Genomic DNA, 22,554 nt, shown 5'->3' with positions numbered 1-22,554 from the left:
AATTGATAAATTCTAAAAATTGAATTAGTGAGTTTTAAATAATAAATATCATATATGAAAAATTTCACCATTCCTTTATTTTTAATCGGTTTACTGGTGCTTGGAGGAGCTTGCTCCTCCAAACCCAAAGAAGCAAAAGCAGAACAAGTAAAAACAAAGTTAGCCGAAGAGCAAACGCAAGTAAAAGCAATGAAATTAGTAAAAACGGCTTTTGCTCGCGAAATTCTGGCCAACGGAACTGTTGCAGCTGTTCGTAAAGCTGATTTGTATTTTCAGACCAACGAAGTAGTTACACGCATATTTGTAAAAAATGGCGATAGAGTGCTTAAGGGCCAGAAAATAGCTTCGCTCGATTTGTTTAAACTCAACAATGCCTTGCAGCAGGCTAGTGATAATTGGGAGAAAAGTAAACTGGAACTTCAAAATGTATTAATTGGTCAGGGCTATTCGGTTAAAGATTCAACAAAGATACCGAAGGAGGTTATGCGGATAGCCAAAACCCGAAGTAACTATGAGCAGAATCGTATACAGCATGAACTATCGGCCTACAACCTGAAAAATGCAGTCCTTTACGCACCATTTAATGGTGTTGTGGCTAATCTGCTTAGTAAAGAACATAACCAGCCAACCAGCGGTCAGCCATTTTGCACTATAGTAGACAATGCTTCTCCCGAAGTAATTTTTCAGGTGTTGGAAAACGAACTACCCATGATTTCAGTAGGGGATAGAGTAGTAGTTTCACCCTTTTCGGTTGCCAATTATAATGGGCCAGGTAGGATTGTAGAAATAAACCCTGTAGTGGATAAAAACGGAATGGTCAGGGTGAAAGCCACTATACAAGCTTCAACCAAATTATTTGATGGTATGAATGTGAATGTACGGGTACAAAAAACACTCCCGAATCAATTGGTTATTCCCAAAAAAGCGCTGGTACTACGAACAAACCGACAAGTTGTCTTTACGCTTCATGCCGGCAAGTCCATGTGGAATTATGTGAAAACAGGACTGGAGAATGCTACCGGATTTATTGTTACAGAAGGACTGAACGAAGGTGATAGTGTGATTTACGATGGAAATATCAATCTGGCTCATGAAGCTCCGGTATCTGTAATAAAATGATAAAGTACCTTCTGAACCGACCAATTGCCGTTTTTATGGTTTTTACGGCATTTTTTATTCTGGGTCTGGTGACCTACATGAATATCCCTATTTCATTGTTGCCGGATATTGCCATACCCGAGATAACAGTAAAAATTTCAGGGAAGAACACTTCTGCCCGCGAACTGGAAAATACCGTAGTAAAACCTATCCGTCTTCAGTTATTGCAAATAGGGAATTTACGTGATATTCACACCGAAACTCAGGATGGAAATGCCATTGTACGCCTGAAATTTGAATATGGTGCAAATACCGATTTAGCATTCATTGAGGTCAACGAGAAAATAGACCTTGCTATGAATTTTATACCCAAAACGATTGATCGTCCGCGGGTAGTAAAAGCTAGTGCCACCGACATCCCTGTTTTTAATCTAAACTTAACCCTAAAAAATGAAAAGACACTCGATAAAACGGATCAAACCGAGTTTATTAATCTATGCGAATTTTCAGAAAATGTAATTAAGCGCCGCATAGAACAACTACCGCAAGTTGCCATGGTAGATGTGACCGGAGAGATTAAAAAGCAAGTGATTCTGGTGCCAAATCATAACTTGCTCGAAATTTCAGGTATTACAAACAATGATATTGAATCGGCATTAGCCAATAACAATATTGATCCGGGAAGCATGACCGTTCGGGATGGTTACTACGAATACAATATCAAGTTTTCAACAATAGTACGCTCCGTTGAAGATATTGAAAATATTTTTATTCGAAAAAACGATAAAATCTATCGCCTGAAAGACCTTGCAAGTGTAAAAATAGTTCCTGAGAAAGAAACCGGAATGGCGTTTTATAACGGGAAAAGAGCTGTTGTAATGCAGGTTATAAAACAGAATAACGAAAAAATAAGTAGCCTGAAATCTGAAATAGCAAGACTTACTGATGATTTTAAAAGGAAATATCCCAATATAGATTTTACAGTGTCACAAAACCAAACTGTATTGCTGGATTATACCATTTCGAACTTGGAACAAAACTTATATATTGCTTTTATTTTTGTCTGTTTTGTTTCTGCCATTTTTCTAAAAGATATTCGCACATCGATTATCATAAGTCTCAACATGGTTGTGTCTCTTGTTATCTGTTTCTTGTTCTTCTATTTATTCGGTGTATCATTGAATATGATCTCTTTAACCGGATTGGTTCTGGCTTCGGGGATGATGATTGACAATTCGATAATAGTTACCGATAACATTAGCCAGTACCGCCGTAAACGCTTTTCAATACAAAACTCTTGTATTAAAGGAACCAATGAAGTTATTGCACCTATGCTAACTTCATCGTTTACTACCACTTCCGTTTTTGTTCCGTTAATTTTTTTAAGTGGAATGGCTGGTGCACTTTTTTTCGATCAGGCATTTTCTGTAAGCGTAGGATTGTTTGTTTCATATCTTTCGGGGATTATTTTCCTTCCGATATGCTACAAGCTGGTTTATTCTGTTAAATTACCTGAAAATTGGCTGAAAAAGGAAAATGAAAGATTAACCAGACCTGTTAAGGATACAATCTTTGATAAAATATATGATTGGGGAACGCGTTGGACCTTTAGTCATAAAGCACTTACAATGATTGTGATGGTATGTATCTTTCCATTATGTTCGTTTCTCTTTTGGATTATTCCGAAAGAAAAAATGCCTTATATCACTCAGAACGAAATGATAGTGAAAATTGATTGGAACGACAACATTCATTTGTCTGAAAATAAGGATAGGGTGGAAACATTAATAAAGAGTCTGAATGGTGCATTGCCCGAACATGCTGTCTATTTAGGGCAACAACAGTTTTTACTGAACAAGGAAAAAGAACAAACCACATCTGAAGCTGAAATATACATGAAAGCACTTCATGTTGAAGATATTCCCAATTTAAAACGAAACGTAACTAATTATTTAGCCAAAAACTATCCTTTTGCTGCTATAACTATATTTCCTGTAGGGAATATATTTGAACGGATTTTTGAAACCGGCGAACCCGATTTATGTGTTGAATTGTATCCCAAAAACGGAAATAGCCCGATATCGCGTGATGGTATTAATAAGATAGAGCAAAAAATACTAAAAGAAACTCACAAAAAGCCAACGGCAACGCCGTTTCTTTTACAAATGAATTTGAAAATAGACAGAGAGAAACTTCTGCTGTACAATGTCTCTTATGAAGAAGTCTATAATGTTCTTAAAACTGCATTTAAAGAAAATGAAGTTGCTGTTTTACGTTCATATCAACAATATTTACCTATTGTACTGAGTGGCGAAGAAAGAACAGTAAATGAAATTATTACGAATACATTGGTAAAAACATCTTCATTCGAACAGGGCAGATTTTCGGCTATCCCGTTGAGCAATTTCTTAACAGTTACCTATTCGGAAGATTTGAAATCAATCATTGCCGGAAAACAAGGTGAATATGTTCCGTTGCAATTTTATGACACGAAACATCCTGATAAAATAATTGAAAAAGTGAAATCGGATGCTTCGGTTAGTAATAATTGGAATATTGACTTTTCAGGTTCATTCTTCTCCAATAAAAAAATGATTAATGAATTAATCGTTATTCTGTTGATATCTATTTCGCTAATGTATTTTATTCTGGCGGCACAATTTGAGAATTTCGTTTTACCATTAATTGTATTACTTGAGATTCCAATTGATATTACTGCCTCATTGGGGTTACTCATTGTTTTAGGGCATTCGCTTAATTTAATGTCTGCAATCGGGATAGTAGTTAGTGCCGGAATTATTATCAATGATAGTATATTGAAAGTGGATATGATGAATCAACTACGAAAAACCGGGATACCTTTAATGGATGCTATACACGAGTCAGGAAGACGAAGATTGAAAGCTATATTAATGACCACATTTACATCAATCGTTTGTATGTCTCCCCTATTATTTGGTAACGATATTGGCTCCCAGCTAGAAACACCATTGGCTCTTGGTATCATAGGTGGAATGGTAATAGGAACGCCAGTAAGCTTATTTGTAGTTCCATTAGTCTATTGGTTGATATATAGGAAAAAAGAAGTGAAAGTCAAAGCATAATTCTCAATTTAAAGAAATGAAGAAAGTAATTGTAATTCTCAATATTATTGCGATATCAACATTCAGTATTTTAGCGCAGACAAAAGTTTTTACTCTTGAGCAAACTATTGCCATTGCAAGTGACAGTTCATTGCAAGCCTTTGTAGCTAAAAATCTATACCTGGCAAGCTACTGGCAATATAAATCTTATCAAGCAGCCAGACTACCATCGCTTTCGCTTATTACTACACCAATTTCGTATAGTAATAATTTCATAAAGCGGTATGATTCAGAACAAAATATTGATGTCTACCGTCAGCAAAAATCTTTATATTCCTCTGGAAATTTAGCATTAAGTCAAAATATAGATCTGACCGGTGGCACTTTTTCGGTAAATTCTCAGCTTGGATTTATGAAAAACTATGGAGAGTCAAATTACAAACAGTTTTCAGCTATTCCAATAAGTATAACTTACCAACAGGCTTTGTTTGGTTATAATAGTTTTAAGTGGGACAAAAAAATAGAACCACTCAAATATGAAACTGCTAAACGAAATTTTTTGTATAAGACAGAAGAAATTTCAATAACCTGTGTTCAGTACTTCTTCGATTTGGCGAGTGCACAAGTTGAACATTTACGAGCTATCGAAAACCTTACTTCTGCCGATACTTTATATCAAATTGGACAAAAACGTTCTGAGATTGCAGCTATTTCAAAAGCAGAATTATTGACACTTAAATTAGATGCTCTAAATGCCCGAAATAGTTTGATAAATGCTCAAACGAGCCTTAATAAGGCAATGTCGGCATTAGTAACATTTCTTAATTTAGAAAAAGGAACAGAAATAAAACTTCTTTTGCCGGAAAAACAAAGCATCTTCCAAGTTTCTGCCGACTTTGCTTTGCAACAGTCCATGACTAATAACCCTACCTATTTAGAAAACAAAACAGGAATTATGGATGCCGAAAAACTAGTGGAAAAAACCTCTAAGGAATTGCGTTTTGATGCCTCTGTTTATGCCAGTGTCGGATATAACAATGTGGCTGAAAAATTGAAGCTTGCTTATCAAAACACATTAAGGCAAGACATTATTTCGGTGGGTTTAAATATTCCTATTCTTGACTGGGGTGTAAAAAAAGGAAGATTGAATGTTGCAAAAAACAACCTGAATGTGATTAAAATCTCGAACAAGCAAGAAGAAATAGCTTTAGAGCAGGATGTAGTCAATACTGTTCAGAATTTTAGCATTCAGCAAGAAGTAATAAAGAGCGCTGAAGAAGCAACTAAAATTGCTGATTTAGCTTACCAGGCTACGAGAGAACGGTTTATAATTGGTGAAAATGATATAAGTGCGCTAACTTTATCCCTCAACCGTCAAACGGAAGCTAGACGAAATTATATTGAAGCACTCAAAAACTATTGGTTAAGTTATTACAAAATCAGAAAACTCACTCTTTATGATTTTGAAAAGCAAACATCTTTACTTTTATCGTTTGACCGCTTAATGAAAGTTCGCCGATGAACCGCAAATTACCGATTTCCTCGTTTTCAACAATTTTGGTATTCGTTTGTCTTACCATCGTTGGTATGGCGTTAATGCCTTACCTACCCGTAAAATTATCGCCATCTAAAGCTTTACCATCTATATCGATAAGTTTTTCTCTTGCAGGACAATCATCCAAAGTTGTTGAAACCGAAGTTACGTCTAAATTGGAAGCAATGCTGAGCCGTCTTGAGGGTATTCAGGATATTAGTTCTACATCAGGAAATGGTTGGGGTAGAATTACGATTAATCTGGATAAACATGTTGATATAAATGTTGCCAGATTCGAGGTTGCAACTATAATTCGTCAGACAAGGCCTTCTTTACCTCCTCAAACAAGCTACCCCAATATCTCTGTCAGTAAATCAGATGAAAATTCCGATCGTCCATTTATAAGCTATACAATCAATGCTCCTGAAAATCTTACTCATATTTATGCACTGACTGACAAATTAATCAAACCCAAATTGGCTAACATTAAAGGTATTGACCGGATAGATATTTCCGGATCAACTCCAATGGAATATCGATTGGAATATGATGCAAAACAATTAGAAGCATTAGGGATAACTATAAGTAACATTAAACAATCAATCAACAACTATTTATCGAAAGAATTCCTAGGTAATGGGTCTGTAGAACAAGTTACCGGACAAAAGGCATTAATTCGTGTTCTTCTTATGACAAATAATGAGGACAATAAGCCTCGGTTTAACTGCTCAGGAATAACTGTCAAAACACAATCCGGAGGATTAATAAACTTGAGTCGAATTGTGAAGATAAACTACCAACAGGCAGAATCGCAGTACATATATAGAATTAATGGTTTGAATTCTATTTATCTTTCTATTGTTGCAAAACCAACGGCTAACCAGCTGTCTTTAAGTGAAACTATAAAGCAGCAAATAAATAAGATTCAATCTGTATTACCCAAAGGGTACGAAATACATGTTAGTTACGATGCAACAGAATATATCAGAGAAGAGCTTTCTAAAATATATTTTCGTTCGGGACTTACCGTATTTATATTATTGCTATTTGTTTTGCTGGTATATCGGAATCTCAAATACCTGTTGCTCATAGTATCATCGCTAATAATAAATCTGTCCATTGCAGTAATTGTCTATTATCTTTTAAAGCTGGAAATTCATCTCTATTCATTAGCCGGTATTACTATTTCTATGACTTTAATTATTGATAATGTCATTATAATGTCGGATCAAATAATGAGGCGAAAAAATATGTATGTTTTCCTTGCTATTGTGGCCGGAACACTTACTACAATCGGCTCATTGTCGATGATATTTTTAATGGATGATAAAATAAAACTTAATTTGCAGGATTTTGCATTTGCTCTAATCACTAATTTGATAATTTCCTTATTTGTTGTATTATTTGTAGTTCCCGTATTACTTGATCTGTTTAAAATAAATGATTTAAATAGACCTCGAAGAAAGATTGGTTTATTTAAAAGAATACGTTGGAATAGAGTTTCAATCTGGATAAATCGGTTTTACGCAAAATATTGCCAATTTGCATGTCGTTGGAAATATATTCTGATAACGTTGTTGATATTGAGTTTTGGGCTTCCTGTATTTATGCTTCCCGACAAGCTTGAAGGTAATGAGAAATGGAAAGAAACCTATAATAAAACGTTTGGATCTGAATTCTATAAAGAAACCATTAAGCCAATTGCCGATAACGTATTAGGTGGAACTTTACGTCTATTTGTTCAGAAAGTATATGAAGGTTCTTATTTTACAGATAGACAAGAAACAAGTCTTTATGTAACAGCGACCTTACCTAATGGTTCCACTATTGTGCAAATGAACTATCTTATTCAACAAATGGAAGCTTATTTGAGCCAGTTTAAACAAATCAAGCAATTTCAAACCACAATAGAAAGTGCACGAAGAGCTAATATAACCATCCTGTTTAATAAAGAAGATCAATATTCCGGGTTTCCGAACTCGCTGAAATCGAACTTAATTACAAAAGCATTAGAAATGGGCGGCGGAAGTTGGGGGGTTTATGGGCTAGGAGATGGATTCAGCAATGATGTGAGCGAAAATGCAGGTTCGTATCAGGCTGAATTATATGGTTATAATTACGATGAATTAAACGCATGGGCAAAAAAGTTTAAAGCCAAACTACTCAACTATAGAAGAATTAAAGAAGTGTCTATTAACTCCGAATTTAGTTGGTATAAAGACGACTATCAGGAATTTGAATTCAATCTTGATAAAAAGATATTGACCGAAACCGGAATTTCTCCTATTCAATTATTCGGCTCTTTAAATAACTCAATGGGCAAGTCTGTTTATGCCGGTGAGGTATCATCAAATAGCGGACAAGAGCAAATATATTTGGATGCAAAACAGTCTGCAAATTATGATATATGGAATTTAATTCATACTCCGATGAATATCGGTGAAAAAGAAGTGAAACTATCCCAGGTTGCCCAAATAGAAAAGGGACAATCACCACAGAACATATATAAAGAAAATCAGCAATACCGTTTATGCGTTCAATATGAATATATAGGGGCATCCGAACAAGGACAAAAAGTACTTGAAAAAGCTGTTAATAGCTTTAAAAAGCAACTACCAATGGGGTATACAATAGAAAATAAAAGCGGTAGGAATTACAATTGGGGTAATGATACAGGCAAACAATACGGACTGTTATTCTTAATCCTGATTATCATTTTCTTTCTGTCAAGTATCCTCTTTAATTCACTAAAACAGCCTTTTGCAATATTATTTGTTATTCCCTTCTCATTTATAGGCATATTTCTGACATTTTACCTTTTTAAACTGAACTTTGATCAGGGAGGTTTTGCATCTTTCATACTTCTTAGCGGATTAACTGTTAATGCTAATATTTACATTATCGATGAATTTAATAGAATAGTAAAGCAAAAAAGAGTATCAAAATTACGAGCGTATGTGAAAGCATGGAGCTATAAAATGCGACCTATCATGCTAACCATTACATCAACGGTGCTGGGATTTAGCCCGTTTATAATTGGTTCTACGAAAGAAGCATTTTGGTATCCTCTGGCAGCAGGTACAATGGGTGGTTTATTATTCTCAATTATTGGTATAATAATATTTCTTCCGATTTTTCTTAATGTGTCACGAAAATAATTATTTGTCGTTTACAGTCTAAATTCAAGAGTTATAGCTTCCTCAACTTGGGTTTGACTCTTTATTTGGTTTATTTCTTAATTCTTTTAATCTATTTGCAGCTTGTTTATTATCCACTTTTATATACCTCATAAAAGCGGTAGAGCTTTTATGTCATGAGATGTACCAATTAATTTATAATATTATGGAAATATAGATAACGAATATATTTTTTTTCTTCAGGGGAACTAAGGTGTTGTCTTTCTTGGTTTAGCGGTGAAAGTTTGATGATAAACTAACGTTAATGTAACCAGCCCAAACTATTGAGAGATATGTCCATAAATTAGCAGGTGGAAATCTTGATGTATTTATACCTAATCTTTGCTTCTTAAAACGGAATTATATCTGACTATTGCAAAGACTAAAATAAGTAAACTAAAATAAATAATTCAGTTGAAAACTTTCGCCAATAATATTATACCTTTTTCGCCAACACACTATGGAGAAATATTAAAAAATTTAATTGAATTTGCATTGCGTGTTGAACTCTTCTGTGATTGTAGGCTGTGATGCTATTAAGTATGCAATCAAGATGCAATACACAGACCGCTAATACAGGAAAACCTTAATGTATCACACAAAGAAATTAATTTGTTATACATTGACAAGGTACTTCTTAGTTATTTGAATTAACAGAAAAAGGGACTAATACATATTAGTCCCTTTTTTAGTCCTAGTTGTTTGTAATATATTGATTATAAATAACATTTGCGGAGAGGAAGAGATTCGAACTCTCGATACCCTTTAGGGGTATACACGCTTTCCAGGCGTGCCTCTTCAACCACTCGAGCACCTCTCCGTATTTTTTGGAAGCGCAAATGTATGAAAAGAAACCGAGATATGAAAATGAAAAAGACTAAACAAATGGGGTGAATCCTGTATCGGACAGATTAATTGTCGAGTCCTTTAAATAAAGATTTAGCATTCAGGGTTGTCTGAATACTTATTTCTTCTTCTGAGCAACGATAAATTTCGGCGAGTTTTTTACACACGAGACTTACATAGGCACTTTCGTTTCGTTTGCCTCTGTGCGGAGTAGGAGTGAGATACGGAGAATCGGTTTCCAGCAAGATGTGTTCCAGCGATATTTGTTCTACTACAGCTGCCAGTCCTGAGTTTTTAAAAGTCACAATCCCGTTTATTCCCAGTTTAAATCCGCCAAAATCAATGATCTGCAGTGCTTCTTCAACTGTACCGGTAAAACTGTGAAATACTCCCGTCAGACCTTTGTCTTTGTAGGGTGCTAGTGCTTCCATTGTTTCGCGGAAGGAATCGCGAACATGGATAATAACCGGTAGTTTATAGTACAACGCCCAATCCAGCTGTAGTTGGAAAGCTTTTATTTGTTCACGTAAGAAAGTCTTATCCCAGTATAAATCGATACCTATCTCGCCTACAGCAATCCAATCCCTGCGTTCCAATTCGGATTTCACCAAATCAAGTTCATTCTCATAATCTTCCTTCACACTTGTTGGATGAAGCCCAATGGCTGCGTGGCAAAAATCCGGATATTCGGCTTCTAAAGCTAGCATCGGTGCTAAGGTAGAACTATCGCAATTAGGTAGAATGATATGACTTATACCAACCTCTTTGGCACGTTGAACCGTTTCGGCACGGTCTGCATCAAAGTCCTCGGAATAAATATGGGAATGGGTGTCAATCAATTTTAGAATGTAGATTTTATATTTTCGATTGGACTTATTGGAGCAAATGTATATTAAGAAATTTACGATTACACATTAATTGATCCATGTGCAATCGTAAATCCAAATTTTAAAATCGTAAATTCAAGTTATTCCCACTCAATAGTTGCCGGTGGTTTAGAGCTAATATCATATACTACCCGGTTTACACCTTTCACTTTATTGATAATTTCGTTGGACATTTTAGCCAGAAATTCGTAAGGCAATTGTGCCCAGTCGGCCGTCATAGCATCGGTCGAAGTTACAGCGCGCAGCGCAACAGCATTTTCGTAAGTACGTTCATCGCCCATTACACCAACCGATTGTACAGGAAGTAAAATTACGCCTGCTTGCCAAACCATGTCGTATAGGTTCCATTCGCGAAGACCATTAATAAAGATATCATCGGCTTCTTGCAATATGCGTACTTTCTCGGCAGTAATATCACCGAGAATACGAACGGCTAATCCGGGTCCGGGGAATGGTTGACGTTTGATAAGGTGATGCATCATGCCAAGTTGAGTTCCTACCTTGCGAACTTCATCTTTGAATAATAAGCGAAGCGGTTCGCACAATTTCAGGTTCATCTTTTCAGGAAGTCCACCCACATTGTGGTGCGATTTAATCACCGTTCCGGTAATAGAAAGCGATTCAATAATATCAGGATAAATGGTGCCTTGAGCAAGCCATTTTACATCTTTTATTTTGTGAGCTTCTTCGTCAAATACGTCGATAAAGCCACTACCAATAATTTTACGTTTTTGCTCAGGATCCGAAACTCCTGCAAGTGCTTTGTAAAAACGTTCTTTTACGTTTACACCAATAACATTCAAGCCGAGGTGCTCGTAATCTCTCATTACGTTTTCGAATTCGTTTTTTCGGAGTAAACCATGATCGACAAAAACGCAGGTGAGGTTTTTGCCAATAGCTTTGTTGAGCAATACAGCAGCTACAGACGAATCAACGCCACCAGAGAGAGCCAGTACTACTTTGTCGTCGCCCAACTGCTTTTTGAGCTCAGCTACCGTGCTTTCAACAAACGAAGCGGGTGACCATTCCTTAGAGCATCCACAAATACTGAGGAAGTTGTCCAGTATAGTTGTACCATCGATGGTATGAAATACTTCCGGGTGAAACTGCACGCCCCAGGTTTGTTCACCTTCAATATGGAAGGCAGCCAGTTCTACGTCATCAGTGCTAGCTATTTTTTTGAAAGTGGCAGGAATCTTAGTTATGGAATCGCCGTGCGACATCCAAATTTGTGACCCGGCTTCAATACCTTTTAGTAAAGCATCATTAGGGTCGATAAATGAAAGATTGGCACGACCGTATTCTCTTGTTCCAGCAGATTCTACATTTCCTCCTGAAGTAAAAGCCATGAATTGAGCACCATAGCAGATGCCTAAAACCGGAAAATTTCCCCTGATGGAACTTAAGTCAGTTTTAAAGGCGGTAGGATCATATACCGAAAACGGACTTCCGGAAAGAATAACTCCCTTGATGTCATCAGTTTGTGTTGGAAACTTGTTGTATGGCAAAATTTCGCAATATTCATTGAGTTCGCGTAAGCGACGCGCAATTAATTGTGTTGTTTGTGATCCGAAATCGAGGATGATTATTTTTTCCATAAAGTTGTTATCGTTGAGCTGTTGGAGTATTGAACTGAAAAGTGGCACAAAAATACGAAAAATGTGAAGGTTGTGCAAGGACTATAAATGGTTTTAATATTAATCTAGCAGTGATCAGGTGAATAATATCGACGAATTCTATATTCATAATGTGAGTTTATGCAGATAATCCGAGTTGTTTTTAATTCGTTTTCTTATGTCACAAATTCTTATAAAAGTTTGTCCGTCTACTATTATTTTGTACGTTTGCACTCTGAATTATTTTTGTAATCAATAGAAATTTTCCAATGCTTATTTTTTACCAGACGAGTAGGTTAAAATCCTGATTTTATGATTGAATTAGATTTAAGAACGGTTTTCTTTAATTTTCTGCTGACTTCTTTTGTATGTCTTACAGTAGTGTTCTTTCTTTGGTATCAGGCTCGTAATCGCTTTAAAGGAATAGAATATTTAGTTTTGGATATGTTTTTTCAGGTTCTGTGTGTAGGGCTGATATTTTTAAGAGGTTATATCTCTAAGTTTATTTCGATTGATGTGGCGAATACCTTTGGGGTAACCGGAGCTTTATTGGGTTTTATTGGGCTCGAATATTTTGCAGATAAGAAAAGTAATCAGTTGTACAATATAATACTAATCGTTGTCTTTTTTGTTGTTCACACTTACTTTACCTATGTGAATTCAAATCTGGCTATCCGGAACCTAAATTCGGCGATAGTTTACTTGATTATTTGCTCGCAATGTGCCTGGCTATTACTGCGAAGGTTGACCAGCATATTTTCCCGTATCTATTTTCATGTGGGTGTAATATTTGTCTTATTCTCGATAGTCAATATTGCCCGAATCTGTTATTTCTTTTTTAGCGACAATCTTTCTTTAGATTATTTTCATGGCAGAGGATTTGATATGTTTGTGGTTATATCTTATCAAACCCTGTTTCTTCTACTTGTGTTTTTTCTAACCCTTATGGTCAATAAGCGATTGCTGACTGATATCAGTACGCAGGAAGAAAAATTCTCGAAAGCATTTCATTCAGCTCCTTATGCAATTCTGTTAGCGCGATTGTCGGATGGTAAAATTGTAGAGGTGAACGATGGTTTTAAACGAATATTAGGCTATAATGCAATGGAAGCTACTGGAAAAACAACGGAAGGATTGCATATATGGGCAAATATTGCCGATCGTGCTCATTTTATTGAGCTGCTAAATGAAACGGGGGCTGCAAGCAACGTTGAATTTTCGTTTCAAAAGAAGTCGGGGGAAAGAATTATGGGTGAGATATCGGGCGAAATCATAAACGTAAACAATGAGCAATGTACGCTGACAGTGATCAATGATATCACCGATAAGAAAATAGCTGAGCGAAAACTGGTGGAATCTCAGGGATTGTTGAGACGGTTTGCTTCGCACTTGCAAAATGTAGGAGAAGAAGAGAAAGTCCTCTTAGCTGATCGGATTGATAATGAATTAAACCAAACTCTGGCAGCTTTGAAAATGGATATTGGCTTATTGAAAAAGAAAGTGGTTGATAAAGATTTTCAATTGATATCGGATGATTTGTTTCAAAAATTAGATCGTGCTTATGATATTGCAGGAGAATCGCTGGCCAACTCGGTAAAACTCATGAGTGGGCTCCGGCATGAAGTGCTTCACCTTATGGGATTCACTGAGGCTGTAAAATTGTTTATTTCAGAATTTGAATTGAACAATCAAATTCAATGTGAGTTTAATAGTCCCGAACCGGATGTGCAATTACAACAAAATGAGTCTACCGTTTTATTTAAGGTGTTTCAGAGTGCTATGGCAAACATTGCGCAACATTCAAAAGCTACTGAAGTAAGCCTGAGTTTACAAGTTGTTGGTAGCAAGCTTTTATTCGAAATTACGGATGATGGTATCGGTTTTAACTTTGCTGACCTGGTTGAGATAAAATCTACCGGTTTGATGCTGATGAGAGAAAGTGTTTTACTGCTGGAAGGACAGTTTGAGCTGAAAACCGCCCCCGGAGAAGGAACCACGATTAAAATTTCAATACCCTACGATAGTCGTACCATACAAGATGGTTCTCAGCAAGTAATGTCCTTTGATAGACCAAATCTAAACTGATCGGACTTCTAACCCACTACTTCATCAACAACGAACTATCCCCATAACTCAGAAACCGGAAGTTGTTGGACAACGCATAATGGTAAATTTCTCTCCAGTTCCCATTTACAAATGCCGAAACAAGCAGGAGCAAGGTGCTTTTAGGCTGGTGAAAGTTGGTTACCATGCCGTCGATAAGATGAAACTCATAGCCGGGTTTAATCATAATCTGCGTGTCGGCATGCAGTGTTGTCAACTTGTTTTTATCCAGATAATCCAGAATGTTTTGCAGAGCATCATAGGTTGATATTTCCATTTTTCCTTCGTAAGGTGCCCATTGAGGTACATGAAAACCCTTTTCAGCAATTTCGGAAACGGCATCCTGTTGTAACATTGCACCGATAAAATATAAACTTTCCAGAGTTCGTACCGAAGTGGTTCCCACGGCAATAATGTTTCCCAGCTTTTGTTGTAAGTGTACGATGGTGCTACGTTTTACCGAGATAATTTCGGTGTGCATGTGATGTTCGGCAATGTCGCGTGTTTTCACAGGTTGAAACGTTCCGGCTCCGACATGCAGCGTGAGCTCTTCGGTTTCGATAAGCTTTGGTTTGAGGCTTTCGAACACTTCGGGGGTGAAATGTAAACCTGCTGTGGGAGCAGCTACTGAACCCTTTATTTTTGAATACACTGTTTGATAGCTTGTCAGGTCACTTTCTTCAGTTTTGCGGTGGAGGTAGGGTGGGATGGGTAGTTCGCCCGCTTTTTCCAGTATATCGGCAAAATGAATATCGGCATTATCCCATCTGAAATGAATGCTGTGTGTGTTGCCTTCGGTGTGCAACAATTCGGCTTCGAAGGTGCAGGTTTTTCCGTCAAAAGCAATTGTTTTACTCAGTAGTCCTTCTTTCCATTTCTTCAGATTACCCACCATGCATTTCCAAACACATTCCGACGTAGCACCCAGCGATTGTGCATAGTCGGCAGGGTTAAGCGGTTCCAGACAAAATACCTCTATACGGGCACCGGTGTTTTTGTGGAAAATGAGGCGCGCCTGAATTACGCGGGTGTTGTTATACACCAATAATGCATTTTCCGGCAAAAAGTCGGCGATTTTTGAAAACTGACTTTCACCAATATTTCCATTTTTATAAAGAAGCAGTTTAGAACTGTCGCGTTGGGCTAAAGGATATTTAGCTATACGCTCGTCGGGTAACGAATAATCGTATTCGTCAATATAAATAGGTGCGTTTTGTGTAGTTTTGTTCACGTTGAAATCAATGCTTTAAAAGGGATGCAAAATTACAAAAAAATAGCTTCTTAATATAGAAGGTTCAACCCAAGTCGTTGATTTTAGACTAAAAACATGTTTTATAGCATAAATCTTTATAAAATCTTTATACATGTCTCCAATATCTTTACGTCAGATTTATAAAATAAGTCTGAACTTTGCATCGTGTTTTTTTATGTTCAATTTAAAGGTTTAAAAAATGACTGATGTAATTAAAAAAGTAAAGAAAACAGTTCTTGGAAATCCACTGGATTTAAAGGATAGCTCAACGTTTAGACACATTTCACTTATCGTATTTTTTGCTTGGGTAGGACTTGGATCGGATGCGCTTTCTTCTTCATGTTATGGGCCGGAAGAAATTTACAAAACACTGGGTGTTCACGTAAACTTGTCGATAATAGTTGGATTGATAACTATGGTTACCATATTTATTATCAGTACCAGTTACTCTCAAATCATTAAATTATTCCCTCACGGTGGTGGTGGTTACTTGGTGGCTACTCGCTTGATTTCGCCAAACGTTGGTATGATTTCAGGTTCAGCCTTGCTTATCGACTATGTGCTAACAATTTCCATTTCTGTATCTAGTGGTGCTGATGCTATTTTTAGTTTTTTACCCTATGAGTATCAAAGTTACAAGGTTGCATTTGCATTATCTATTTTAGGTATACTCACAATTTTGAATCTTCGTGGAGTAAAAGAATCAGTAACTGCTCTAACTCCTATTTTTGTCATTTTCCTCATTTCGCATATTTTTCTTATTATTTACGCTTTTACAACACACGGTTCTCAATTACAATCGGTTGCGGTGAAAACAGGAACTGAATTGACAGGCACTGTTCATCAACTGGGCATATACGGAACAATTTTCCTTATAATGAAAGCCTACAGTATGGGTGCCGGAACGTATACAGGTATTGAAGCTGTAAGTAACGGAATTCCAAACTTGCGCGAACCTCGTGTTAAGACTGCTATCAAAACCATGCGATTATTAGCAATATCATTGTCGGCTGCTGTTTTGGGTTTGATCATTTCTTACTTCCTTTTCAATGTACATATGCAACCCGGTAAAACAATGAATGCAGTGTTGATTTCTACTGCCATTGCTAATTGGAATCCTATTTTTGGTCAAACCTTCTTGTATGTTACGCTTATTTCGGAAGCTGCTTTACTTTTTGTTGCAGCCCAAACAGGTTTTTTGGATGGACCTCGTGTAATGTCGAATATGGCTCACGATTCCTGGTTGCCTCGTAGTTTCAGTATGTTAAGCGACCGGTTGGTTTCGCAAAACGGTATCTTAATTATGGGTATTGCTGCTTACTTTGTAATCTGGATGTCGAAGGCATCGGTTGCATTTTTGGTGGTGCTTTATAGTATTAATGTGTTCATTACTTTCTCATTGTCTCAGTTTGGGATGGTAAAACACTGGTTTCAGGTACGCAAGCAAGATAAGAAATGGTTGAGTAAATTGCTGATTAATGGAACGGGTTTCTTGCTTACAACTTTTATTCTCTTAACAGTAATTGTTATGAAATTCGACGAAGGCGGTTGGATCACCATTTTGATAACAGGCGCATTAGTTGGATTGGCTCTTTATATCAAAGGACATTATAATAAAATTGGTGAAGAAATTGGTCGTATTCAGAAGATTATGAATGAAAAAATGCCTGAAACCATTGCAGAACTCAATAATAACCTGAAGCGTAAAGCACCGACAACTAAGATTGATTATACTGACATGACGGCTGTAATTCTGGTTAATGGTTATACAGGCGTAGGATTATATTCGTTATTCAAGATTCTGAGCAAGTTCAAAGATGTTTATAAAAACTTCGTATTTATTCAGGTTGGAATTGTAGATGCTGATAGTTTTCATCAGGATGCTGTAGTAGACACAATTACTGAAAAAATTCAGCAAGATTTAGGTAAATATGTTTATCTGATCAACCAGTTGGGCTATAATGCTGAATATAGATACGCTATTGGAACTGATGTGGCAGAAGAAGTACTTAAGATTGTTCCTGAAATTACGGAGAAATATCACAACACCACTTTCATTGGTGGGCAATTGGTGTTTAGCGGAACGTATCGCGCATCCAGGTTACTTCATAACTATACTATTTTTTCAATTCAACGTAGGTTGTATAAATTGGGTCTGACAACAATTATAATTCCTATTTCTTTGAGAAAAGCATTGCAGGTCAATCATTATAAATAATTTTGTAAAACAGAAGAGTAAGTATATTCTATAATTTCATTGACAATGATTGATATATGATTGTTGTGATGATTAGTTGCAAAAGATTCTAAAGTAAAATTATTATCAAAAAAGACGCCATTATGAAACTCAATTATTTTCATCAAAGTATGTTTAAACAAGTTGTCATAAGCAATTTATCTGTTGTTTTAGTGGCACTGATTTGTTATGCTAGTCTCAACTACATAGGTTATCATAGTGTTGCTTTATTATTGTTGGCAACTGTATCTGTATTAAGTATATTCTTTACTATTTATCCTGTACTATCTGCAGCAGCAATGAGTGCAATAATATGGGACTTTTTCTTTATACCACCTCATTTTACATTGCATATTACTAATTCTGAAGATGCATTATTGCTTTTAATGTATTTTGTCATTGCGTTGACGAGCGGGATTTTAACATCCAAAGTAAGAGAACTTGAAAAACAAGAATTTCTGAAAGAGGAGCGAAGTCACACGCTAAGACTCTATAAAACACTTTTCGACTCAATTTCACATGAGCTACGAACTCCTATTGCAACGATTGTAGGTGCTTCGGATAACTTATTGCAAAATGATGTGAAAATTGCAGAAAAAGATAAATTGGAATTGGTTGATCAGATTTCAGTTGCTGCATTCAGACTGAACCGATTGATAGATAACCTTTTGAATATGCAACGCGTCGAATCAGGGATGCTTGAAATAAAACCGGATTGGTGCGAAGTTAGTGAGTTGATTAATAGTCCTGTCAACCGATTGAAAAACGAACTTGTTGGTCATAATGTTGAAGTCAATATTCAACCGGAGATGCCTATTGTCAGGATTGATTTTGGTTTGATCGAACAATCCGTATTTAATTTATTGCATAATGAGGTACTTTATACTCAGCCGGATTCGACAATAAGTATTAATGCGAGTTATGATGGAAAGAATCTGATAATAACCATTGCAGATAATGGAAAAGGTTTTTCGGAAGAGGAACTTAAATTATTATTTACGAAGTTCTATCGTATATCGGTCAATAAAACGGGTGGAACAGGTTTGGGTTTATCCATTGTAAAAGGGTTTGTAGAAGCTCATAATGGAACTGTGAAAGTTGAAAACAATACGCCAAATGGAGCAAAATTTACAATTGTTATTCCGGTTGAAACATTGATGTTGCAAGATTACATGGATTTTAGTAATATTGCAGTGAAAATGAATGCTCAATACGAAACACTGACTGAAACTTACAGACCAAAGCAATTTGGAAAAACAAAAGATTCAACAACAGATAATTCCGAAGAGTGATTGTAATTTTCATTAAACCATAATCTTCTAAGGGTATGAGTTCTAAAATGAATATTTTAATCATTGACGATGAAGTGCAAATTCAAAAATTGCTCGAAATTACGCTGAATAATAATGATTATCATACCCTGATAGCTTCCACTGCTAAGGAAGGTATTTCCACTGCCGTAATTCATCCGCCTGATTTAATAGTGCTGGATTTGGGGCTGCCGGACGAAGATGGGCAAAGTGTGTTGATTAAGCTGCGCGAGTGGTATTTGGGTGCTATCATTATTCTTTCTGTTCGCAGTTCGGAAGAGGATATTATCCGGGCATTGGACAATGGCGCAAACGATTATCTGACAAAGCCGTTTCGCACAGGCGAGTTGCTGGCGCGAATCCGCACAGCTTTGCGTCAGACTCAATTAAACCCAACAGTTCAAAAACTGGAATTTGATAATCTGAGTATCGACCTTACTTCACGGACGGTAACTCTCGATAATGAGTCATTGAAATTGACAGCCACTGAATATTCATTACTGACTTTACTGGCAAAGAATGATGGTAAAGTGCTGACTCACCAATATATCCTTAAGCAAATCTGGGGCCCCGGTTACACACAACAATCGCAATATCTGCGTGTTTTTGTGGGGCAATTACGCAAGAAAATTGAACCGAATCCGAATAATCCTAAATTTATTCTCACAGAATCCGGTATAGGCTATCGCTTTTGTACCAAAGGGGAGGAGTAAAATTGGATATGGTATGCATTGAATGAATAAAAGAGAAATGTCGAAGGGCGTTTCTCTTTCTTGTTTTGGATGCTTCCGAATGATATTCTATGTGTTTTTAGTATCTTTGCGATTATTAGAAACAATAAGAAATCAATAAACCAATGATAAAAAAAGGTGATACAGTGCGTTTTCTGAACGCAGTAGGAGGAGGAATTGTAAGTCGCGTAGATGAATTGAAGAAAATGGTGTTTGTTGAAGATGCCGATGGTTTTGAAATCCCTGCACTCGAACGTGAGTGTGTGGTAATAGCTGCCGTAAATGAGAAAACCAATTTCCCGATAAAAGATTTTAAAACAAAGGTTGAACCGATTATACCCAAACCTTCCGAGGTGGTAATTCCGGAACGCAAACCCGAACCGGTTTTTGAAACTCCCGAAGGAGATACGCTTAAAGCTTTGCTGGCGTTTTTTCCGGTGGATATAAAACAGCTGCAAACCACTTCGTACGAATGTTATCTGGTGAACGATAGCAACTATTATCTATATTACAATGTGATAAATGGTGAGAATGATGTCTGGGCAAGTGCTGCCAGCGGATTGATAGAACCAAATATGCAGGAACTGCTAACAGAAATAAGCAAAGATCAGCTCAGCTCGTGGGAGAAAATTCGTGTTCAGCTACTACCATTCAAGCAAGGCAAAAATTATACTCCGCAGTCGGTCGTAGATGTAAATATGAAGATCAATGCAGTAAAGTTTTACAAACTTCATAGTTTTACGGCTAGTGAGTATTTTGATGAGCCGGCACTTATTGTAGACATCAATTCGGAAAAAGAAAAGGAAATTGAAAATAAAAAGATGGCTGATATATCGCCCGAGGATATAAAGCAGGCTATGTTCACAAAAGGGGAAACCGATCGCCCCAAAGTCATTAAACATACCCAAAATTCTGAAATCATTGAGGTGGATTTACATATCAATGAACTGCTTGATACGACAGCCGGCTTGTCGAATGCTGCTATGCTTCAGTGCCAGTTGGATAAATTTCACGAAGTGCTGGAAGAGAATAAGAAGCGCAAGGGACAAAAGATCGTATTTATCCACGGTAAAGGCGAGGGTGTACTCCGTAAAGAAATAGAGAAACTACTCAAAACCCGTTATAAAGCTTATTATTTTCAGGATGCCTCATTCCGCGAATATGGTTTTGGAGCTACTATGGTTACTATTAAGTAATTGGTTAATTTGCTAATTGGTCGATTGGTTGATTGAGTTTATTAGGCTATGTAGAATGCTTGCCAAACAGTCAACTTATTAAACCATTCAACCAATCAACTCTTTCACTCCGTCAAAAACAAAATTCGGTCTTCCACTGCTTTCAGGCAAACAGGGCAGAATCCTTTTGCAGTGTTTGTCCGCATCCGGCAATCGAAGTACGGGCGATAGATTCCTTTAGATAAGTAGCCTCCACCCTCGAAAACTCCTATTTTTGCTTTGTTCTCTTCTGTCGGTGGAGTAGGAATGGGAGTTCCCTGCGGCAGGTCTTTTTTCCATTTTGCACCAAACTGTACCAGAGTAGTAATGTTAGGTTCCCATGGCTCGTTTTTCAAATTATACATACCATTCAGAGCATCATTATCGTAGAAATATTCGTCGGCCAGACCAGCAAATGAGTGTCCGAACTCATGTACAGTAACTTCTGCCTGTGCACGTTTACTGTCCGCCGATGCCAGGGTGTAAAAGTTGTAAATTCCTCCTCCGCCATACGCTTTCGTATTGGCCAGAATGTAGATAGCATCGTACGGAACCAATGATGCATAATCTCTTACAGTAAACACATTGGGAGTCGTAAGGTATCTGTCGGAGTAAAAAGTGTAGTAATGTGATCCGAGCGCTGTGTTCCTCCAATTGGCAGCCTGAGGTTTGGTAATTCCGGTATCAACAGATAAGGCGGCAATGGCGTAAATATTAATTCTGGATTTATATTTCAGGAAAGGCTCATGACTAAAAAGGTTATCAGCCAGTTGTTGGGCATCTTTATAAAATTTAGCTCGTTGTTTGGCGGTATATCCTTCGGCAATCACTGCTATGTCAATGGCTTTCTCCGGTGAAGCTGTTTTGCAGATTGTTTTTACAGGAACTTCAGCAACTTTTGTTTTGCGGATTAATTTATCATCAGGTGAGAAACCAAACTGAATCATTTTTTCCCATTTGTCGAAATCCAGTCGGCGTTCAATCACAACCTTGACGGATTTTTGTGGGTAAGGGAACTGTATGGACTGCTCAAAGCTCTTATTAACAAGAGAGGCTTCGGGGGTCGATTGCCATTCAAAGTAAAGGGTGCTGAAATCGTCTATATATATCAGCTTATTGCTCACACTATCCAATACCATGAAGCGGTATTCCCCTAAATTCATATCATCGGCCAGGTGAGCTCTGCGACCTCCCCAAAAGGGCTCCTGAACAATTTTAGATAAGTAAGCACTGGTATTTTTATTGTTTCCACTTAATTGAAAATCAATTCGGCAGGCTTTCTCGGTAAAAAATTCCGAAAATTGTTGAGAAAACAAGCTGGTGGAGCAAAGTAAAAAGAGGAGCAAAAAGGCTATTGGTTTCGGCATAAATTCTTCTTGAAATAATTATTATACAAAGTAAAAGAAAAATTATAAACAAAACATCAACAGAAATCATTTTTGCATAGAAAAAGCCTTTTTGTCCTCTT

At 36.9% G+C, this 22,554-nt stretch carries 13 protein-coding genes and 1 tRNA gene; 9 read left to right on the top strand and 5 right to left on the bottom strand.

Translation table 11 applies throughout. The features are described 5' to 3' along the window. Positions 1 to 54 precede the first annotated feature (54 nt). The 4 genes from PALPR_RS07780 to PALPR_RS07765 are packed head-to-tail and all read left to right on the top strand — an operon-like array spanning position 55 to position 8,873. Complete coding sequence (locus PALPR_RS07780) at positions 55 to 1,119, top strand: efflux RND transporter periplasmic adaptor subunit (protein WP_013445072.1); 1,065 nt, start codon at positions 55 to 57, stop codon at positions 1,117 to 1,119. Next, the gene (locus tag PALPR_RS07775) at positions 1,116 to 4,202 is read left to right on the top strand and encodes an efflux RND transporter permease subunit (RefSeq protein ID WP_013445071.1); all 3,087 of its coding nucleotides are present in this window, start codon (positions 1,116 to 1,118) and stop codon (positions 4,200 to 4,202) included. Before PALPR_RS07780 ends, PALPR_RS07775 begins: the two co-directional genes overlap by 4 nt. A 16-nt stretch (positions 4,203 to 4,218) precedes the next feature. After that, on the top strand, positions 4,219 to 5,703 hold the full coding sequence (locus PALPR_RS07770; RefSeq protein WP_013445070.1) for a TolC family protein: 1,485 nt from the start codon (positions 4,219 to 4,221) through the stop codon (positions 5,701 to 5,703). Continuing rightward, entirely contained in the window at positions 5,700 to 8,873 is a 3,174-nt protein-coding gene (locus PALPR_RS07765; protein ID WP_013445069.1) for an efflux RND transporter permease subunit, read from the top strand. The genes PALPR_RS07770 and PALPR_RS07765 overlap by 4 nt, the downstream gene beginning before the upstream one ends. A 750-nt stretch (positions 8,874 to 9,623) precedes the next feature. On the opposite strand, the gene PALPR_RS07760 is transcribed toward PALPR_RS07765, so the two are convergent. From PALPR_RS07760 to guaA, 3 genes are all read right to left on the bottom strand, one after another. Next, positions 9,624 to 9,711, bottom strand: a tRNA-Ser gene (locus tag PALPR_RS07760). A gap of 91 nt (positions 9,712 to 9,802) precedes the next feature. Further along, positions 9,803 to 10,576 carry a TatD family hydrolase gene (locus PALPR_RS07755; protein WP_013445068.1) on the bottom strand — a complete coding sequence of 258 codons (774 nt, stop codon included), beginning with the start codon at positions 10,574 to 10,576 and terminating at the stop codon, positions 9,803 to 9,805. A 128-nt stretch (positions 10,577 to 10,704) separates the two neighbouring features. Further along, positions 10,705 to 12,222 (bottom strand): glutamine-hydrolyzing GMP synthase, encoded by a 1,518-nt coding sequence (gene guaA, locus PALPR_RS07750; RefSeq protein WP_013445067.1) that lies wholly within the window; start codon positions 12,220 to 12,222, stop codon positions 10,705 to 10,707. 330 nt (positions 12,223 to 12,552) lie between these two features. Between guaA and PALPR_RS07745 the strand changes: the two genes are divergently transcribed. Next, positions 12,553 to 14,325 (top strand): PAS domain-containing sensor histidine kinase, encoded by a 1,773-nt coding sequence (locus tag PALPR_RS07745; RefSeq protein ID WP_013445066.1) that lies wholly within the window; start codon positions 12,553 to 12,555, stop codon positions 14,323 to 14,325. A 16-nt stretch (positions 14,326 to 14,341) separates the two neighbouring features. Here the strand turns inward: PALPR_RS07745 and PALPR_RS07740 are convergent, their stop codons facing one another. Beyond that, complete coding sequence (locus PALPR_RS07740; protein WP_013445065.1) at positions 14,342 to 15,574, bottom strand: S-adenosylmethionine:tRNA ribosyltransferase-isomerase; 1,233 nt, start codon at positions 15,572 to 15,574, stop codon at positions 14,342 to 14,344. Between the two features lie 220 nt (positions 15,575 to 15,794). On the opposite strand from PALPR_RS07740, the gene PALPR_RS07735 reads away from it, so the two are divergent. The 4 genes from PALPR_RS07735 (at position 15,795) to PALPR_RS07720 (ending at position 21,068) form a co-directional block, all read left to right on the top strand. Further along, a complete protein-coding gene (locus tag PALPR_RS07735) occupies positions 15,795 to 17,813 on the top strand; it encodes an amino acid permease (protein ID WP_013445063.1) in 2,019 nt (672 codons plus the stop codon). A gap of 122 nt (positions 17,814 to 17,935) precedes the next feature. Further along, positions 17,936 to 19,123, top strand: a complete 1,188-nt coding sequence (locus PALPR_RS07730; protein ID WP_013445062.1) for a sensor histidine kinase — start codon at positions 17,936 to 17,938, stop codon at positions 19,121 to 19,123. A gap of 47 nt (positions 19,124 to 19,170) precedes the next feature. Next, positions 19,171 to 19,854 (top strand): response regulator, encoded by a 684-nt coding sequence (locus PALPR_RS07725; protein WP_216086319.1) that lies wholly within the window; start codon positions 19,171 to 19,173, stop codon positions 19,852 to 19,854. Positions 19,855 to 20,000: 146 nt separating this feature from the next. Then, positions 20,001 to 21,068 carry a DUF2027 domain-containing protein gene (locus PALPR_RS07720; protein ID WP_041620806.1) on the top strand — a complete coding sequence of 356 codons (1,068 nt, stop codon included), beginning with the start codon at positions 20,001 to 20,003 and terminating at the stop codon, positions 21,066 to 21,068. Positions 21,069 to 21,172: 104 nt separating this feature from the next. Here PALPR_RS07720 and PALPR_RS07715 read toward each other — a convergent pair whose 3' ends face one another. After that, positions 21,173 to 22,453, bottom strand: coding sequence for a M64 family metallopeptidase (locus tag PALPR_RS07715; RefSeq protein WP_013445059.1), 1,281 nt, complete (start codon positions 22,451 to 22,453; stop codon positions 21,173 to 21,175). Between the last annotated feature and the right edge of the window lie 101 nt (positions 22,454 to 22,554).

The organism is Paludibacter propionicigenes WB4, assembly GCF_000183135.1.
GTDB classification, from domain to species: Bacteria; Bacteroidota; Bacteroidia; order Bacteroidales; family Paludibacteraceae; genus Paludibacter; species Paludibacter propionicigenes.
This window is presented reverse-complemented; position numbering and strand designations above follow the sequence as displayed.

Coding starts and splice junctions, on each gene's coding strand:
- PALPR_RS07780 (WP_013445072.1), top strand. CDS start 55: ATGAAAAATTTCACCATTCCTTTATTTTTAATCGGTTTACTGGTGCTT.
- PALPR_RS07775 (WP_013445071.1), top strand. CDS start 1,116: ATGATAAAGTACCTTCTGAACCGACCAATTGCCGTTTTTATGGTTTTT.
- PALPR_RS07770 (WP_013445070.1), top strand. CDS start 4,219: ATGAAGAAAGTAATTGTAATTCTCAATATTATTGCGATATCAACATTC.
- PALPR_RS07765 (WP_013445069.1), top strand. CDS start 5,700: ATGAACCGCAAATTACCGATTTCCTCGTTTTCAACAATTTTGGTATTC.
- guaA (WP_013445067.1), bottom strand. CDS start 12,222: ATGGAAAAAATAATCATCCTCGATTTCGGATCACAAACAACACAATTA.
- PALPR_RS07745 (WP_013445066.1), top strand. CDS start 12,553: ATGATTGAATTAGATTTAAGAACGGTTTTCTTTAATTTTCTGCTGACT.
- PALPR_RS07735 (WP_013445063.1), top strand. CDS start 15,795: ATGACTGATGTAATTAAAAAAGTAAAGAAAACAGTTCTTGGAAATCCA.
- PALPR_RS07730 (WP_013445062.1), top strand. CDS start 17,936: ATGAAACTCAATTATTTTCATCAAAGTATGTTTAAACAAGTTGTCATA.
- PALPR_RS07725 (WP_216086319.1), top strand. CDS start 19,171: ATGAATATTTTAATCATTGACGATGAAGTGCAAATTCAAAAATTGCTC.
- PALPR_RS07715 (WP_013445059.1), bottom strand. CDS start 22,453: ATGCCGAAACCAATAGCCTTTTTGCTCCTCTTTTTACTTTGCTCCACC.